The sequence below is a fragment of the Bacillus sp. LJBS17 genome (assembly GCF_019334685.1).
In the GTDB taxonomy this organism is placed as follows: domain Bacteria; phylum Bacillota; class Bacilli; order Bacillales; family Bacillaceae; genus Bacillus; species Bacillus subtilis.
In genome coordinates, this window is sequence record NZ_CP079759.1 from 3,335,060 (window position 1) to 3,353,854 (window position 18,795).

Consider the following 18,795-nt stretch of genomic DNA (forward strand, 5'->3'; position numbering starts at 1 on the left):
TTATTCGCCGCCTTCAAGCATGGCGGCTTCGACATCATTAATGTATTGGCGAAGCTCATGGGAGATGTCCCGGGAAATTTCTCTTTCCTCGAAAAGTGTTTGAATTTCATTTCTGATCGCCTGTACAGCCTTCAGCTTCACTTCCAGCTTCTGATTTTCAAAATGGGCGCTTGATTTCAGCTCATGATGGCTGTGCTCCAGCCTGAAAATTAACTGTTTATAGAATGTAATGACAGATAAAAACACTTCTTTATGCTCTTCCGTCTTGTGTTTTTCCAGATATTCTATCGCTGCTTTTGCCGTTTTCACTCTTGTTGCCCGTATCAATCCCGCTTCATTTAAAATCGACATCTCCGGCTTTTTATGTTCACCGAAGAAAATCCAATACATCAGCCTCTTGAGCCTTGTTTTTGATAATCCGACTTTAAACGGGTTCGCATACAAAATTTCCAACTCGTTAAATCGTTCTTGCAGCACATTTGCTGTTTCTTCCGGGATGTCTCCCCGCTCCAGCATTTTCATCAGCGCCTCTTGCTCTGCCTTAACCCCTTGGGCACGGACTTTACGCTCGTGCTTTTTGATGCGATTAGACGATGTATATTGCTGAAAACGAAGATTTTTCATTTTCTCATTGTATTCAGCTATCACCGCAAGAGAGGCCGTTTTGTTTGTCTCATTCATGTCCTCTTTAATCGTTTGAAGGGCTGTTTTGATCAATTTGCGTCTCGCCGTCAGCAGCTTCTTGTTTCGTTCCTCGTCCTCTTCTTCTTTTTCAGTCAGAATCGGCAGCACAACGGTAGCAATGACAAGCGTGCATAAAATGACGCCGGCTGCTAAAAAGAGAATCAGATTTCTTTCCGGAAACGGCGTGCCGTCCTGCAGGAAATACGGAATGGAAAAAGAACCTGCAAGCGTTACTGCTCCACGCACACCGGAAATCGAAATTAACAGCGTCGAACGAAGACCCGGTTTATAGATGTTCTGATCTTTATTAAAGAACCATTTGCCGTTCCAGAAGAACAGCACCCACAGGAATCTCAGGAGCATTAACGTAAATGTGATGACTAGGATATAGCCGATCACCTTCATGTTGCTGATGGCAGTGTCGTTAAAGATAACAGAAATAACATCAGGGATTTGCGTGCCGAGAATAACGAAGACCAGGCCGTTCAAAATAAATAAAATAATGTTCCACGTACTTGAGGAGACAATTTGCAGCTTGATCATCGTAGATTCCAGACGATCCTGTTCAACCGCATGGGTAATACCGCCAGCCACAACAGCTAAAATGCCGGAAACGCCGATTTCTTCAGCTGCCAAATAAATCACAAACGGCGTCAGAATTTGAATCAGCATATGCATCGTGACATCCTGCATGCCAAGGCGGCGCAGAAATAGGCGAAAACGAATAATCAAAAATGAAATGACAACCCCGCACAGCAAGCCTCCGAGAGAAATAAAGACAAAGCTGACAGCCGCTTGCGCTAATGAAAATGCGCCAGTCACTGCCGCTGCAATCGCAAACTTAAAGGCCACCAGACCTGATGCGTCATTCATCAGCCCCTCACCTTCCAGCAGGCGAAGAATCCCTTTTGGCATTTTCACTCTTCCTGATAATGCGCTGACAGCGACGACATCAGTCGGTGAAAGAATGGCCGCAAGTCCAAAGGCCGCTGCCAGCGGAATAGCAGGAATCATCCAGTGAATCGTGTAGCCGCCTACAATCACAGTCGCAAATACAAGGCCGAGTGCAAGCAATAAAATCGGAGCCCTTAAATTCCAAAGCTCTGCCCGCGGTGTCCTCTTTCCATCATTAAATAGCAGAGGCGCGATAAAAAGAACAAAAAACAATTCGGTGTTTAATTCAAAATGAAGTCCCTGTGGAAATGAGGCGGCAAGAATCCCAAGAGCCACTTGAATCAGCGGCACCGGAATAAACGGAATAAACCGGTTCACGATATTAGAAATCGCAATAATCGTTAATAATACGAGCACAACTAAAAATATGTCCAAATGCATGACCTCCTTCGTCTGTTGTGTGTCGGCATGATGAGCCAAAAAATCTGTTTGTCTAAAAGCCGCTAAGCTAGTCTGGCCTTGCATCCGCTATGTGGTTTCGCAGGAGTTCCCTCCACACTTGTCTTCTTTTATAGTACCCTTTTTAGGGTATTTTTTCTCATGATATGCTCACAGTGAACTTTTTTGCAGCAGAGCAAATTACAGAAAAAAGAGACAGGAAGCTATTCCCTGTCTCTCTTCTTAGTTTTCTCAATCATGAAAATTCGTACCGTCAGTTGTTGCTTTAATAATGCCCGCACGGATGACGAAGTCACCGAAATGCTCGCCTTCCTCGCGTTCTTTCGCATAGCGGGAAAGAAGGACGCGCAGCTCGCTTAAAATGTCTGCTTCACCGATGTTTTCACGATACATTTTGCTTAAACGGCTTCCGTCAAACGCAGCGCCAAGATACATATTATATTTGCCCGGCGCCTTTCCGATAAATCCGATCTCACCGAGCGCATGACGTGCGCAGCCGTTCGGGCATCCTGTCATGCGAATGGTGATTTCCTGATCACGAAGGCCATTTTCGTCAATAATCTCTTCAACCTTATCTAACAGGGTCGGCAAATAACGTTCTGCTTCAGCCATTGCCAATCCGCAGGTCGGAAGAGCGACGCATGCCATCGAGCTGCGGCGAAGCGCTGAATAATGCTTGCCGTCAGTTAATCCGTATTGTTCAATTAAAGCACTGATTTCTTCTTTTTTATCGCTTGAAACGTTCGCAATCATTAAGTTCTGATTGGCCGTCAGCCGGAACTCGCCTGTATGAACTTTGGCGATTTCCCGCAAGCCTGTCATCAGTTTATAGTCATCGTAATCTGTTACACGGCCGCCTTCGACAAACAGCGTAAAATGCCATTTATCCTCAATGCCTTCCACCCAGCCGTAACGGTCGCCGTTATGATCGAAATGATACGGCTTCGCTTCTTCCAGGCTCCAGCCGAGACGGTTTTCCAATTCTTCTTTTACGTTTTCTAAACCGAGGCGGTCAACTGTGTATTTGAACCGCGCATTTTTACGGACAGAACGGTTGCCGTAATCACGCTGAATCGTAATCGTTTTTTCAGCAACGTCATACATTTGCTCAGGCCGGCAGAATCCGATCACCTTGGCTAATTGCGGATATGTCGCAGTATCGCCATGCGTCATTCCCATACCGCCGCCGATTGCCACGTTAAAACCGATCAGCTTGCCATCCTCGACAATCGCAATGAATCCCAGATCTTGTGAAAAGACGTCAATATCATTAGACGGCGGAACGGCAATACCGATTTTAAACTTCCGCGGCAGATAGAGCGGTCCGTACATTGGCTCGACTTCTTCCTCCGGCGTGCCGGCAACTTTTTCCTCATCAAGCCAAATTTCATGATAGGCTCTCGTCCGCGGCAGTAGATCATCACTTAATTTTTTAGACCACTCGTATACCTCTGAGTGGATTTCAGATTGATAAGGGTTTGATGCGCACATGACGTTACGGTTTACGTCTCCGCAGGCTGCGATCGTATCCAAAAGTGCTGAGTGGATCGTCTGAATGGTTTTCTTCATGTTCCATTTCAGAATCCCGTGCATTTGGAACGTTTCACGTGTCGTCAATTTTAATGTGCCGTTCCCGTATTTCTGGGACAGGTCATCCATGACAAGCCATTGTTCAGGCGTCGAGACGCCCCCTGGCATACGCACGCGCAGCATAAACTGATATGCGGGCTCAAGTTTCTGCTTTTGGCGTTCATTTCGGAGGTCCCGATCATCCTGCAAATAACTGCCGTGGTGTTTCATCAGGCGGTTATCATCATCCGGAATTCCGGCACTGATTCGATCGAGCATCACTTCTTTCAGCGTGCCGCGCAAATAATCACTTTCTTTTTTAATGCGTTCAACATCACTTGGAGAGCCGTCCGGTGCTTTTAGAATTTTGGTCACCATGTTGAAAAACTCCTTTCAAGTCAAATCAATATACATCACGCTGATAGCGTTTTTGCTGCTGCATATCGGCAAGATAAGCCTCCGCTTCTTCGCGGCTCATATTGCCTTCTTTTTCGATAATTTCAAGTAATGTGTGATGGACGTCATGCGCCATATGCTTTTCATCTCCGCAAATGTAAACAGCCGCTCCTTCTTGAAGCCATTCAAACAATTCTGCGCTGTGTTCGAGCATGCGGTGCTGCACATATACTTTTTCTTCCGTATCACGTGAGAACGCCACATCCATTTTTGTCAGCACACCGTCTTTGAGCCAATTCTGCCACTCTGTCTGGTAAAGGAAATCCGTGACAAAGTGCTGATCGCCAAAGAACATCCATGCCTTTCCTTCCGCTCCCGTCTCCTCACGCTCCTGCATAAAGGAACGGAAAGGTGCGACGCCTGTCCCAGGGCCCACCATGATAATCGGTGTTTCAGGGTCTTTCGGAAGCTTAAAGTTTTGATTGTGCTGTACATAAACCGGCAGTGTGTCACCCGGCTGCAGACGTTCCGCGCACAAAATCGAGCAGACGCCTTTTCGTTCACGGCCGTGCGCATCGTAGCGGACTGCGCCGATTGTTAAATGCACTTCATCCGGATTTGCGGATAAACTGCTTGCAATCGAATAAAGGCGGGCAGGCATTTTTCGCAAAATAGAGACAAACTCCTGCGCAGATACACTAAATGGGCCATAGTCACGGACGAGATCAAGCAAATCGCGCCCTTCAATATAGGCTTTTACATTCTCCTCATTTCCCGGGGCTAAAAGCTCTCTAAGCTCATCGTTCCCTGTCAGCTGGGCTGCCTGTTCAAGAAGCGGTTTTGTGAGAACGGTAATCTCATAGTGATAAATCAGCGCTTCTTTCAGCGGACGGACATCACCTTGCTTATTAAGCGTCACAATTTCTTCCGGGTCCCAATTCATTTCCTTTAGGAGCAGCTCGACAAGTTCCGGATCGTTTTCCGGATAGACGCCGAGGCTGTCACCAGGCTCGTAAGTCAGGCCAGATCCTTCAAGAGACAGCTCCACATGGCGTGTTTCTTTATTTGATCCTCTGCCGTTTAAATTTAAATTTTCTAACACTTCAGCCCGAAACGGGTTTGTTCTGGAATACGAAGACTCACCGGTTTGTGACGCAGCCGCCGGCGCAGGCGCGGCGCTTCCGACCCCAGCTTCATTTAATCCCTTCAATACACCCTCAAGCCATTCGGCTGCCGGTTCATCATAGTCAAGATCGCAATCAACGCGCGGAGAAATCCGTTTTCCGCCGAGTTCTTCTAAGCGCTGATCAAATTCTTTCCCTGTCTGGCAGAAAAACTCGTACGAACTGTCACCAAGCGCCAAAACGGAAAAGCGCAGGTCTTCAAGCTTAGGCGCCCGTCTTCCGTGCAGAAATTCGTGAAACGACAGCGCGTTATCAGGCGGCTCGCCTTCTCCATGCGTACTGACGACGATTAAAAGATTGGTTACCTTCTTCAGCTGATTCGGCTTAAAATCGCTCATGGATGAGACGGTCACTTGAAAACCGCTCTGTTCAAGCTGCTTGCCGGCATTTTCTGCAAGCCCCTGTGCGTTTCCCGTCTGTGAACCATAAAGAACGGTCACTTCTTTTGAAACGGCCGGTGCTGGTGCTTCCGCAGACACAGCTGCCGCCGGCGCACCCGCAGCTTCTTGGGCGGAAACAGATTGAGCGGATAAATATCCGCTCAGCCAGATTTTCTGGGATTCGGTCAAGGTCGGCAGAAGGCGGTTAAGGAGCTCTGCCTGCTCCTGATTAAACGGACTGTTCATTACCTGAAGTTGCAACGTATCCACCTCACAAAGTTATAAACTGATCGAAAATTGCATCTAATTGAACTTTACCGGAATACTAGGCTTAAGTAAAATATATTTACATGATGATAACTATTAAGAATCCTAATGATAAAACGGCTATGCTTCATGTAAATAGAAAAAAGAGAAGGACTCCCTTCTCTTCATTCAGCAATCTGATATAAGTGAGGCGGCACAGCGGTTACAAACGGACTGGCTTCACCTGTATAAAATACCGCCAGCATGTGCATCGCACGGGTGCACGCAGTATATAAAAGCCTGCGGTCGTGCTCTGTATGATAGTGTTCTTCAGATGCATCATAGACAAGCACTGCGTCAAATTCAATTCCCTTCGCTAAATACACCGGAATCACGCAAACACCCTTTTGGAATGGTTGATTTTCTTTATGAATCAGGCGAACATCTGTATATTCACTCATGTGGGCGTGCGCCTGTATGCATTGCTGCGCAGTCTTGCAGATGACGGCTATTGTTTCGTGCCCTTTTTTCTTGAGCCGGCCAATTTCTTGCGCGAGCTTTTGGCAAAGGCTCTCATGTCCTTCAGTTTTGACAACGAGCGGCATTTCCCCGCTTCTATTAAACGGCTCAATATCCGCTCCATCTTGAAGCATCGCTTTGGTAAACTCGACAATCTGCCTTGTTGATCTGTATGTTCTCTTTAAACGAACATACTCAGCAGGATCATCCTCAAAGCACGCATCCATACGCTGATCCCCGTGTATGGTATGCGCGTAGATGGACTGATTGATATCACCGAGCACTGTCATGCTGGCAGCCGGAAAAATACTTCTCATGTAAGCCATCTGAAACGGTGAATAGTCCTGGGCTTCGTCAATAAATAGATGTTTGATCTTCGTATTTTTCTTTCTGCCCTCAATCAGATCCTGCATATAAAGAAACGGTGCCGCGTCCTCATAGAGCAATTTATTATCCGTAAATGCCGAACGGGTCAGCTCACCTATCACGGCCATCTTCTCATGCTGAAATTTCCCTCCCCAGCCAGAAAACAATTGCAAATACAGCTGTGAAACATCAAGAAATGCAAGGAGCCTGACTGCCTGCTTGAGCGGTTTGAAAGCTTTTTTCACAATGATGGCGGCAAGCAGCTGCTGCTCTCTTTGATAATCGTTAAACGTACTCTCGCTGAACCGTTTCCTTTCCTGCAGTTTTTTGTACACGTCCAAGTAGTCCTCTTTGTCAAGCAGCTCAGCTTCATGAACGACCCAATCCTTTCGCCGTTCCTTTTTCTCAAGCTTGTTAAGCTCACTCAGCAGCCACTTCGCGGTTTGCTCCATCCGATTCGGAATGGAGTGATTTTGATCCAATGAGTAAAAATAGGATTGAATTTGCTCCTTTGTGATCAGCTTTTGTCCGCGGAATATAATATTTTTAAAAATCATCCCTTCAGAGGAAAGCCGTGTGACGTATTCATTAATGAATTGCTGAAAGGATAAACCCGCCTTCCATGTGATTCCCGCAAGCCTTGTTGGAAAATCGCCTCCCTTTGTTTCGGTCAGGCAATATTCGAGCTGATCAAAGGGGCTTTCACATTTGAACTTGCGGCCAAGACGATGCTCGATGTATTCCTGAAACGTCGCCTGCTCCATATTCTCTTCTCCTAACTCCGGCAAAACAGAGGAGACATAGCTGTTAAATAAGAAGTTGGGAGAAAACAAAACGATTTGTCCGGCATCAATGACGCCACGGTGCCTGTATAACAAATAAGCGACACGCTGAAGCGCAGCCGATGTTTTCCCGCTGCCAGCCGCTCCCTGCACGATCAGGATCTTGCTTTTTTCATTACGGATAATCTGATTTTGTTCTTTCTGAATCGTAGACACGATGTTTTTCATTTGGGTATCGGAGTGATGGCTTAATACCTCTTGCAGCATTTCATCACCAATCGTCATATCGGTATTAAACATCGCCTTGAGAGTGCCGTTTTTGATCATAAACTGGCGTTTCAGCACCATTTCCCCTTCTATCGTTTCACCGGGCACCTCGTACTCCGCTTTACCTGGGGAATAATTGTAGTACAAACTTGATATCGGCGCCCTCCAGTCATAAATCAGAAAGTGTTCCTCCTTCTCATCCAAACAGGAAGCTAAACCGATATAAATTCGCTCTGCCTGCTCCTCGCCGTTTTCAATAAAATCAATTCGGCCGAAATAAGGCGATTTTTTTAATTGATGAATTCGTTTGAGCTGCTGATCCATGCGCCGATGATTGTGTTCCCGATCAGACAGCAGCTCTGCCTGCTGCTTAATGCTTGCCATCGTTTCAATCGCTTCATGGGCATCATCAAAATTAACCTTAACATCCTCCCAAAAGCTTTTTCTTAATCCGATGATATCATGCTTCAACCCGCCCGCAGACGTTTCCAGAAACCGCTCTTTTTTTTCGAGCTCCTGCAGCACCTCATCTATTCTCGACTGCTCTTCCTTCCATTCCTTATCCTGCTGATTCATGAACGGCACCTCCAGAAAATAGTTGACAAACATAGATGAAATACTGTAAAATATAATTGGATACATATATCGAATGTATGACGAAACTGGCAAATACAATTTATCTTAGCACATTCACCCAATACCAATCAAGGTTTGGGTTATTTATATGCAGAAAAAACCGATTTCAACTCGAAATCGGTTTTTTCTCTTATGATTTCACATTGATCACTGTTGGAGGTGCTTTTCTTAGGTTGCGAATCTTCTCTTTCATCAGTATCGATTCCTTATTCCATTCAATCTTCGATATAATATTTCTTTTTCATTTTAAAAACACCGCAGAGCTTTACCGTGTTTGTCTGTTCATCTAACGTGAAGAATGACTAAACTGGCTGTTATTGTCATCTTCCATAAAGCAACTACATCCTTGCTATCGTATCTATAGTCGCAGTAAAATAGTCATTTTTCATCCAATTTCGACATATTTCAACAAATTGAAGTTTTTCATTTGGGAGAATAGGACGATGTTACATTATTTCTCTCGGTTTATGATATAAACATGAAGAAAGAACCAGAATTAGTTAGGAGGAAATACTCAGTGAAGAAAAAGCTATCTATGATGTTGCTGGCATTCGTCGTAGCCGTAACAAGTTTTACGGCAATTGACCTAGTAAACAACAAAGCGGAAGCTAAAGATTGGGTTAAAAAAGGTCAAATATGGAGTACTCATTACCATTCGGGCTCATTTAAAAACTATACTTACTCGCCAACATTTCAGATTTATTATCCAGGACGAGGAACTTGGGCCAACATGACAGCAAACGGATCAGGCAGCGGGAAAATTACAGCAACTCTGCAACAAAAGACAAATAAAGGCTGGAAAAATGTTAAAACTTTTTATGCAACGAAAAAAGGCTCTACAAATTTAAGTTACAAACAAGCTTCTAAAAGCTACAAAACAAAATACAGATTCAAATTCACTAACACAGGAACTAAAAAAACCATCAGCTATACCTTTTGGGCTACCTATTAATTTTCAATAGCTTTGCTCTGCGCGTCAGCATTCGAAAAGGACTTTTTATTTGATCCCGGCAGGCTACCATAAAAGAAACCTCTCCATGACGGAGAGGTTTCTTTTATTTTACTGACTATCTAAGCGAAAAGAACGGTTTGGCAGCTTCCAATTAAACATATAGGAACAAACCCGGCAAACAACGAGCACGAAAAACAGAACGTACAAGCCGAACGAGTTTCCCAGCCAGCCCAAGCCGACGATTAAACCGCCGAGAGCCGCCCAGACTGCATAAATTTCTGCCTTCAGCACAAGCGGTTTGCGCCCGGCAAGAAGGTCGCGGATGATTCCGCCCCCGCTTCCCGTCAGCACCGCAGCCACGATCACGGCACTAAGCGGATGGCCCATTTTGACAGCATACAGTGCGCCTTGGATAGCAAAGGCAGCGAGGCCGATCGCATCTGATAAATTGCCCCACTTATTCCAATGCTTCAGCAGCAGCTTCGGAAACAGAAACACAATTGTAATAGATAAAAGCGCGATTTGAAAGTACGCTCCCTGCTCCCATAGCGCTGACACCGGAACACCGATCAGCAAATTGCGGATCGCTCCTCCTCCAAAAGCGGTGACAATCCCTAATATATAAACTCCTAAAATATCATATTCCTCTTCCATCGCAACAATTGCGCCGCTGACTGCAAACGCAATGATGCCAATCACACTGAGCAGCTCCCAAGCCATTCTGATGACTCCCTTTTATGTTTGTTAAATTTTCTGACGACCTCTAGATTTTATAATCGCTCCAGCGTAAAATCAATAACATTTTTATGAGAAAAAAAGATAAATTTAGAGGGAATACGGCTATTGCTGATGGACATGAGTTTGCGAAATTAAAAAAGCGCCCGGCATACGCGGGCGCTTTTTTTGTTATTCAGATTTTTCGCCTTTCAGCAGGCACATAAAAATGATAATCAGGATAAAAGCAATCAGGGCCAAGAATGGAATCGTAATAAAACCAAACCAGTTAATATATTGGCCCGAGCACGGCACGCCGCTGACACATGGCTTAATGCCGCTAAAGCCGGGCACTTTTTGCTCTAAGTAATGCATGATCGAAATGAATGCCCCTATAATCGCCATCGGGAGCACATATTTTTTCACTCGTGTGTCCCCTTGAAAGGTGGCGATGCCTAAAATCAGGACGAGCGGATACATGAGGATACGCTGGTACCAGCACAGTTCACATGGAATAAACTTTCTGATTTCACTGAAATACAGGCTGCCCAGCATAGCGATAAGAGCCACAACCCAGGAAGCATATAAAAATACGATTCTATTTTTCATATCGTTACTTCCCTTTCAGCTCTTTTTCTATTGTCTCTTTGATTTCATCATAATCCGCAAAATTTTTGATCACTTTATCATTGACGTAAATCGTCGGTGTTGCCTGTATGTTCATTTTTTGATTAAGGTCAGAATCCTTTTCCACTTGAGAAGCGAATGTTTCCTTATCAAGATTTTCCTTGAGCGTCTCAGGTTTTATCTTTGTGGTGCTTTTTGCAAGATCACCAAGGAGGCCTGGGGTTACCCATTCCTGTTCCGTATCCGGCTGTTTTTCGAACAGCTTTTCATGGAAATCCCAAAAAGAGTCAGGGTCTTCCTTCCATACTTCTTCAGATGCAAGAGCCGCTAACCTTGAACCTTTTCCATGGAACATGACGTTCACGAAAGAAAATTTCACATCGCCCTTATCAATAAAGTCTTTTTGTATTTTTGGAAAGATGTCACTGTTAAACACCTTGCAAGACGGACATTTGTAATCTCCGAATTCTACTACAGTTACCGGTGCATCGTCCTTGCCAAGCACAGGCTGCCCTTTGATAGACGGCTGCCCGGACACCGCATCATTGCCTTGTTCCGTTTTGTTATTAATGATGACAATGGCTGCTAGCAATACAACAACCACAACCGTAAGGATGACCGCGAATTTCGCAGAAGACTGCTGTTTCTTTTTCACTCCGACACCTCATCGTTTTAAAATTAAAAAAGAAGCGGATCGCAATTGACCCACTTCTTTATTTTAACAAGACAAGCGCTGATAAGAAAACCCCGAAAAAATGAATTCTCTCCGACAATTTATTTGTTTTTGAGACGCATGACGCGCATGGCGTTCGCCACAGCAAGCAGTGTAACGCCGACATCTGAGAAAACCGCTTCCCACATGGTCGCAATTCCAAATGCACCAAGAATGAGAAAGATCGCTTTCACACCTAAAGCAAAGCCGATGTTTTGCCACACGATTCGCCGTGTCCGTTTCGCAATCCGAATCGCTTCCGCTATTTTTGACGGCTGATCTGTCATCAGCACGATGTCTGCGGCTTCTACTGCGGCGTCTGAGCCAAGGCCTCCCATCGCGATCCCTATATCTGCGCGGGCAAGCACCGGCGTATCATTGATGCCGTCACCGACAAAAATGAGTTTTTCATTAGGTGAAAGCTTAGCTTCCAATGCTTCGACCTGCGCGACTTTATCTTGCGGCAGCAGCTCTGCATATACCTCACCAATCCCAAGCTGTTTTCCGACGGCTTCTCCCGTTTGTTTCGAATCACCCGTCAGCATAGCTGTCTGTTTGATCCCAAGCGACTTCAGATCAGCAACCGCTTGTGCTGCGTCTTCCTTTATCTCATCCGCTATGATGATTGCTCCGGCATAGCGTTGATCAACAGCAACGTGTACGATTGTTCCAGCATTTTCATCCGGGACATCCTCAATTTGTTCTCTTTCCATGAGCTTTTTATTCCCAGCAAGGATCTCAGTTCCATTTACCTTTGCAAAAATGCCGTGGCCAGAGATTTCTTCGTATGACTCAATCTCATCGGAGGAAAGCATTTTCCCGTAAGCTTTACGCACAGATTCAGCAATTGGATGCTGTGAATGAAGCTCAGCGTATGCCGCCGCTTCAAGTAATCTATCCTTTGTAAAACCTTCCGCGGGTTTGATTTCTGTCACTTCAAAGCTGCCTTTTGTTAGTGTTCCCGTTTTATCAAACACCGCGTATTTGACTTGATTCAAAGCTTCTAAATAATTGCTTCCCTTTACAAGCACTCCGGCCTTTGAGGACGCTCCGATTCCGCCGAAGAAACCGAGCGGAATGGAGACAACAAGCGCACAAGGACAAGAAATCACTAAAAAGATAAGCGCGCGGTACACCCAATCGGAAAGCGCGGCGCCAGAAAGAACAAGCGGCGGAACAAAGGCCAGCAATACCGCGATGATCACAACAGCAGGTGTATAATACTTGGCAAACTTCGTGATAAAGTTTTCTGTCCGGGCTTTACGGCTGCTCGCATTCTGAACCAAGTCTAATATTTTTGATACTGCTGATTCCTGATAGCCCTTTGTAACTTCAATATGCAGAACGCCGTTTTGATTGATAAAGCCTGACATTACATCTTGTCCTTCCGCAGCTTTTCTCGGAACGGACTCACCTGTTAAAGCAGATGTATCAACCATCGCTGACCCTTGCACGACCTTACCGTCCAGGGGTATGCTTTCTCCCGGATTAACCACAATGATGTCTCCTGTCTGAACATCCTCCGGGGAAACCTGTTCGATGCCGTTCTTTGTTTTGAGATTGGCGTAATCAGGCCGTATGTCCATTAACGCACTAATTGATTTTCTGGAACGGCTGACCGCGGCACCTTGAAAAAGCTCACCGATTTGATAAAACAGCATAACGGCGACGCCCTCAGGGTATTGCTGAATCAGAAAGGCGCCGATTGTAGCAAGAGCCATTAAGAAATGCTCATCAAACACCTGACCGCGGATGATGTTTTTGACTGCGCGGATCATAATGTCACCGCCGATGATCAAATAAGCAGCGAGGAAAAGGAAAAGTTCAATGGTTCCCGAATGAACCAAATATGCCGCTGCGCCGAGAATGACAGCCGCCGCCATTCTGATCAGCATATTGACCATTCGATTACGATAGCCATCATCAGCTGATTTCTTTATATGCTTTTGGCGAACCGTTACATGCGGATCAATTGATTTCACTTTTTTCTCTACTTTATTCGTGACCCATTGCTCTTCTTTCCCATCGGCTGAGACAGTTAAGGTGCTTGCCGCAAAATTTACCGCGCATCCGTCAATGCCTTTTATGCCTTTGACTCCATTTTCGATTTTTTGGGCACAATTGCTGCAATCCAAACCGTCCAGAACGTATTCCTGTTTCACTAGTCTCACCTTACCTTCCGATTTAGGGTTCCCTTTTCAAAGCGTATCAATGAGTATTGCATTCATTTTAATATATATGAGCATATACTCATATATAAGTTACACCTATTATATGTTGTTTTCCAAGAAAGTGTCAATGAAAAACAAAAACCGGCATATAGCCGGTTTTTCATTTTACTTTTTGCAGACGAAGAGCATTCAGAACAACGGAAACGGAGCTGAATGCCATTGCTGCTCCTGCTATCCACGGTGCTAAAAATCCAAGTGCTGCGATTGGGATGCCGAGGCTGTTATAGCCAAGCGCCCAGAATAAATTTTGTTTAATGTTTTTCATTGTCAATCTGCTCATGCGGATTGCGTCGGCAATACTGTTCAGATCGCCGCGAATCAGTGTAATGTCTGCTGTTTCCATGGCAATGTCCGTGCCAGTTCCAATCGCCATGCCGATGTCAGCTGTGGCAAGCGCCGGCGCATCGTTAATTCCGTCGCCTACCATTGCTGTCTGGCGGCCTTCTTTTTGCAAGCGGGCAATTTCTGCTGCCTTTTGTTCAGGAAGGACTTCCGCAATGATATTCGTAATTCCCGCTTCCTTCGCGATGGCTTCTGCGGTTCTGCGATTGTCTCCTGTCATCATGATGACATCAAGGCCCAACTCTTTCAGACGGGCAACAGCCTTCCGTGACGTATCCTTAATCGTATCTGCAACCGCTACTAGCCCCGCTGCTTCTCCATCAATGGATACAAGCATAACTGTTTTCCCTTCGGCCTCTAGCTCTTCCATTTGGGCGAGAAGAGCACCATGCTCAACCTGTTCGCTCTCCATTAATTTTCTTGTGCCGACGAGAATGCTTTTTCCTCCGGCTTCAGCCAAAATGCCTGCGCCGACTTTTGCTTCAAAGCGGGTAAGCTTCGGTATCTCAAGCCCTTTATCTTTCACGCCAGCAATAATCGCTTCGCCAAGCGGATGCTCTGATCCCGTTTCCGCTGCCGCTGCAAATTGAAGCAAATCTTTTTCTTCAAAACGGCCGAATGGAATGGCATCCGTCAGACGCGGCTTCCCGTTTGTCACGGTTCCGGTTTTATCAAGAACAATGGTATCGAGACGATGTGTTTTTTCTAAATGCTCTCCGCCTTTAAATAAAATCCCGAATTCAGCAGCGCGTCCAGATCCAGCCATTATGCTCGTCGGAGTGGCAAGACCGAGGGCGCAAGGACAGGCAATGACAAGAACCGCAATGAACTTGCTGATCGCTTCAGCAAAATCGCCAGGAGCCGCCCAAAGATACCAAATGAGAAAAGTGAGAACTGCAATCCCCAATACAATGGGTACAAAAATGCCTGAAATCTGGTCAGCGAGACGCTGGATCGGCGCTTTTGACCCTTGTGCTTCCTCAACAATTTTGATGATATGAGAAAGCGCAGTATCCTTTCCGACGTTGACAGCTTTAATTTTCAGGAAACCGTTTGCGTTAACGGTTGAACCTGTCACGCTGTCACCAGGATTTTTGTCAACAGGAAGACTTTCTCCTGTAATCATCGATTCGTCAACCGCTGAACGGCCTTCAACCACTTCTCCGTCGACAGGAATTCGTTCGCCAGGTTTGACGTAAACAATGTCATTAACAAGCACTTCGTCGATCGGGATGATTTGCTCCTGTCCGTCTCTTACAACAGTCGCTGTTTTCGCTTGAAGCTTCATCAGCTTTTTAATCGCATCCGAGGAACGGCCTTTTGCTTTTGTTTCAAACAACTTGCCTAATAAAATCAGCGTCAGCAAAATCGCGCTTGTTTCATAGTAAAGGCCATCTGTATGCCCGTGAGAGCCAAGGCTTTGAAAAGTAAGATAAAGGCTATAAGCGTAAGCAGCCGTCGTACCGAGGGCGACCAATACATCCATATTGGCGCTTTTATTTCTGAGCGCCTTATACGCACCCACATAAAACGGCCAGCCGATCAGAAATTGGACTGGTGTCGCCAGCGCAAATTGCATCCACGGATTGAGAAATATATCGGGTACCCAAATGAATGATGTAAATGTAAAATGGCTCACCATCGCCCAAAGCAATGGAAATGACAGGACAGCTGAAAAAATCAGTCTCGCTGTTTGCTTCCGTTCTTCTTTCTTTTTAGCAGCAGCAGCCTCACTGTCCTGTTCCCCCTTCAACTTTAGCTTATATCCAAGCTTATCTACCGCTTCTTTCAAATCGATGACAGACGCTTCTTTTGGATTGTATTCGACCGTAACTGTTTCTAAAGCGAAGTTTACTGGTGCATTTGCGACGCCTTCTATTTTGTTAAGCCGTTTTTCAATCCGATTGGCGCAAGCCGCACAGGTCATGCCTTCAATATCGAATTCAGCTTTTTCTGTAACAACGTGATAGCCCAGCTTTTCTATTTTTTCTTGAATCGCTGCAGTCCCTGTTTCAGCAGGATCGTAGATTACATTTGATGTTTCCGTTGCCAGATTAACATTTGCATCCGTGACACCGGGCATCCGCTTCAGGCCTTTTTCAATTCTGGCAGCACATGCCGCACAGGTCATACCAGAGACCTGCATCGCGATTTCCTTTTGTTCACTCAACATACTCACTCCTTTATATACACCTGGGGGGTATATAAAAATGAAAGAAATATCGCGCCTCCCTAAAGGCGCGATACCTTGAATCACTCAGCTACGTCATAGCCCTGATCTTCTATCGCATCCGCAATATCTTTGACTGATACTTTGTCAGCATCAAACGAAACATCGACTTTACCCGCTTCCAGATTGACATGAACGGCACTGACGCCGTCCAGTTCTCCTACGCTTGTTTCTACTGCTTTGACGCAGTGCTGACAAGACATTCCTTCAACTTGCAATGTTTTTTGTTCCATAATCAATTCCTCCTGTTTATTCTTTCTATTTACATCCTACCATACCCCCGTAGGGTATTACAATAAAAAAACGCTTTATGATTTTGTGAACTTTTTAAATACGTCCAAAAGCTCAGAAATGGCCTGTTCCCCGTCGCCGCTTTTGATGGCATCTGCTACACAATGATGGGCATGATCCTCAAGCAAATGAAGCGCCACATTTTTCATTGCCGCCTGAACAGCTGAAATTTGCACAAGAATATCTACACAATATCTGTCGTTTTCCACCATGTTTTGAATGCCTCTGACCTGGCCCTCAATCCGCTTAAGCCGGTTTGTAATCTGATCTTTTTCTTTCGAGCTTTTATGGTTTAATGTTTTATGTTCGTTATGCTTTTCCATGCGTACACCTCTGTTTAATGATATTAATTCCCATTATACTGATTGTCCAAACGGTTGTCTAAGCATGCCGACGCAAAAAATGAATCAGTTAGGTTTTACCATTTGATCAGGAGGGTATATACTTCTGTTGATAACGCTTTTAAAGGGGAGAAGAAAAGTGGATACGATCAAGGTTGGAATATTAGGATACGGATTGTCCGGTTCTGTTTTTCACGGGCCGCTGCTGGATGTTCTGGATGAATATCAAATCAGCAAAATCATGACATCTCGGACAGAAGAAGTGAAACGGGACTTTCCAGATGCTGAGGTTGTACATGAGCTTGAGGAAATCACAAATGACCCTGCCATTGAGCTTGTCATTGTCACCACCCCGAGCGGCCTTCATTACGAGCATGCTATGGCATGCATACAGGCCGGAAAACATGTTGTGATGGAAAAACCAATGACAGCAACAGCCGAAGAGGGGGAAACATTAAAAAGGGCTGCCGATGAAAAAGGCGTATTATTAAGCGTATATCATAACCGACGCTGGGATAACGACTTTTTAACGATTAAAAAGCTGATCTCTGAGGGATCTCTTGAAGATATCAATACATATCAAGTTTCCTATGACCGCTACAGACCTGAAGTTCAAGCGCGGTGGCGGGAAAAAGAAGGCATTGCCACTGGTACGCTGTATGATCTCGGCTCCCACATCATAGACCAAACCCTGCATTTGTTTGGGATGCCTAAAGCCGTGACTGCAAACGTGATGGCCCAGCGGGAAAATGCCGAAACGGTTGACTATTTTCATTTAACCCTGGACTATGGCAAGCTTCAAGCCATTCTATACGGGGGATCAATCGTTCCGGCAAACGGACCTCGTTATCAAATCCATGGAAAAGATTCCAGCTTTATCAAATACGGAATTGACGGACAGGAAGACGCACTCAGAGCGGGAAGAAAACCAGAGGATGACAGCTGGGGTGCAGATGATCCGGAGTTTTACGGACAGCTTACAACCATTCGTGGCTCCGACAAAAAAACAGAAACGATTCCATCAGTAAATGGCTCCTACCTTACTTATTACCGCAAAATAGCGGAAAGCATACGGGAAGGTGCTGCGCTGCCAGTCACTGCTGAGGAAGGTATTAATGTCATCCGCATCATTGAAGCCGCGATGAAAAGCAGTAAAGAGAAACGAACCATTATGCTGGAGCACTAAAACAAAAGCCTCCCCAAATAAGGGGAGGCTTTTTCATTAGAATGTTTTTCCTGCTTCTTTCGCACGCGCAATCGCGTCTTCTTTGATTTGCTGTGCTTTATTAGGCTCCGCATTATGTCCCTCTACGAAAATGCCTTCGAATGATGGTACGCCGAAGAAGTTCATCATGATGCCGATGTAGCGGTGTCCCATTTCCATCTCAGCCGCAGGGCCTTCTGAATAGTAGCCGCCGCGAGCTTGGATATGAATTGCTTTTTTATCAGTCAACAAGCCGACAGGACCTTGTTCTGTGTATTTGAATGATTTTCCTGCAACAGCAACAGAATCGAGATACGCTTTCATCACTGGCGGGAATGAGAAGTTCCATAAAGGTGTAACAAATACGTACTTATCAGCTGATGCAAATTGATCGCTAAGCTCTCCCAAACGGCCTACTTTCGCTTTTTCGCTTTCAGAAAGCTCTTCAAAGCCTGTACCTGACTGAAGCTTTCCCCATCCGCTGAATACATCTGCGTCAATGTGCGGGATGTTTTCTTTGTACAAATCGATATGTACAACTTCATCATTTGGATTTGCTTCTTTGTAAGATTCGATAAATGCTTTACCTGTTGCCATACTGTACGAAGTTGCTTCGTCATGCGGATGAGCAGTGATATATAATACTTTTGCCATTTTTACCAGCCCTTTCGTTTTTAAAAATCACACACCAATTATTATCATACAGATGCATAATGATTATTCTGTCTCTCTTAGACTTTATTATAGAGACAAAGAAATTTACTTTCAA

The 18,795-nt window shown here is 45.2% G+C and carries 14 protein-coding genes; 2 read left to right on the forward strand and 12 right to left on the reverse strand.

All coding sequences use genetic code 11. The features are described from left to right. The 4 genes from KXZ66_RS17280 to helD form a co-directional block, all read right to left on the reverse strand. Entirely contained in the window at positions 1-2,013 is a 2,013-nt protein-coding gene (locus KXZ66_RS17280) for a Na+/H+ antiporter (RefSeq protein WP_049139718.1), read from the reverse strand. Positions 2,014-2,268: 255 nt separating this feature from the next. After that, positions 2,269-3,984 (reverse strand): assimilatory sulfite reductase (NADPH) hemoprotein subunit, encoded by a 1,716-nt coding sequence (gene cysI, locus KXZ66_RS17285; protein WP_103803706.1) that lies wholly within the window; start codon positions 3,982-3,984, stop codon positions 2,269-2,271. A 25-nt stretch (positions 3,985-4,009) separates the two neighbouring features. Beyond that, positions 4,010-5,827 carry an assimilatory sulfite reductase (NADPH) flavoprotein subunit gene (locus KXZ66_RS17290; RefSeq protein WP_064671595.1) on the reverse strand — a complete coding sequence of 606 codons (1,818 nt, stop codon included), beginning with the start codon at positions 5,825-5,827 and terminating at the stop codon, positions 4,010-4,012. Positions 5,828-5,997: 170 nt separating this feature from the next. After that, a complete protein-coding gene (helD, locus tag KXZ66_RS17295; protein ID WP_041850540.1) occupies positions 5,998-8,322 on the reverse strand; it encodes a DNA helicase IV in 2,325 nt (774 codons plus the stop codon). Between the two features lie 577 nt (positions 8,323-8,899). Here helD and KXZ66_RS17300 point away from each other — a divergent pair. Beyond that, the gene (locus KXZ66_RS17300) at positions 8,900-9,334 is read left to right on the forward strand and encodes a hypothetical protein (RefSeq protein ID WP_014477979.1); all 435 of its coding nucleotides are present in this window, start codon (positions 8,900-8,902) and stop codon (positions 9,332-9,334) included. A gap of 108 nt (positions 9,335-9,442) precedes the next feature. Here KXZ66_RS17300 and KXZ66_RS17305 read toward each other — a convergent pair whose 3' ends face one another. The 7 genes from KXZ66_RS17305 to csoR form a co-directional block, all read right to left on the reverse strand. Beyond that, entirely contained in the window at positions 9,443-10,054 is a 612-nt protein-coding gene (locus KXZ66_RS17305; RefSeq protein ID WP_003228419.1) for a trimeric intracellular cation channel family protein, read from the reverse strand. A gap of 186 nt (positions 10,055-10,240) precedes the next feature. After that, positions 10,241-10,657, reverse strand: a complete 417-nt coding sequence (locus KXZ66_RS17310; protein ID WP_003228417.1) for a disulfide oxidoreductase — start codon at positions 10,655-10,657, stop codon at positions 10,241-10,243. Positions 10,658-10,661: 4 nt separating this feature from the next. Beyond that, positions 10,662-11,330: a disulfide bond formation protein BdbD gene (bdbD, locus tag KXZ66_RS17315; protein WP_003228414.1), complete on the reverse strand. Its 669-nt coding sequence runs from the start codon at positions 11,328-11,330 to the stop codon at positions 10,662-10,664. A gap of 119 nt (positions 11,331-11,449) precedes the next feature. Continuing rightward, positions 11,450-13,558, reverse strand: coding sequence for a heavy metal translocating P-type ATPase (locus tag KXZ66_RS17320; protein ID WP_151870056.1), 2,109 nt, complete (start codon positions 13,556-13,558; stop codon positions 11,450-11,452). Positions 13,559-13,718: 160 nt separating this feature from the next. Then, the gene (gene copA, locus KXZ66_RS17325; protein ID WP_151870510.1) at positions 13,719-16,130 is read right to left on the reverse strand and encodes a copper-exporting P-type ATPase CopA; all 2,412 of its coding nucleotides are present in this window, start codon (positions 16,128-16,130) and stop codon (positions 13,719-13,721) included. 83 nt (positions 16,131-16,213) lie between these two features. Next, positions 16,214-16,423 (reverse strand): copper chaperone CopZ, encoded by a 210-nt coding sequence (copZ, locus tag KXZ66_RS17330; RefSeq protein WP_003228406.1) that lies wholly within the window; start codon positions 16,421-16,423, stop codon positions 16,214-16,216. Between the two features lie 75 nt (positions 16,424-16,498). After that, positions 16,499-16,804 (reverse strand): copper-sensing transcriptional repressor CsoR, encoded by a 306-nt coding sequence (gene csoR, locus KXZ66_RS17335; RefSeq protein WP_003228404.1) that lies wholly within the window; start codon positions 16,802-16,804, stop codon positions 16,499-16,501. 127 nt (positions 16,805-16,931) lie between these two features. Here csoR and iolW point away from each other — a divergent pair, with 127 nt between their 5' ends. Then, positions 16,932-18,008 (forward strand): scyllo-inositol 2-dehydrogenase, encoded by a 1,077-nt coding sequence (iolW, locus tag KXZ66_RS17340; protein WP_029725934.1) that lies wholly within the window; start codon positions 16,932-16,934, stop codon positions 18,006-18,008. A 36-nt stretch (positions 18,009-18,044) separates the two neighbouring features. On the opposite strand, the gene azoRB is transcribed toward iolW, so the two are convergent. Beyond that, complete coding sequence (azoRB, locus tag KXZ66_RS17345) at positions 18,045-18,680, reverse strand: FMN-dependent NADH-azoreductase AzoRB (protein WP_151870055.1); 636 nt, start codon at positions 18,678-18,680, stop codon at positions 18,045-18,047. Between the last annotated feature and the right edge of the window lie 115 nt (positions 18,681-18,795).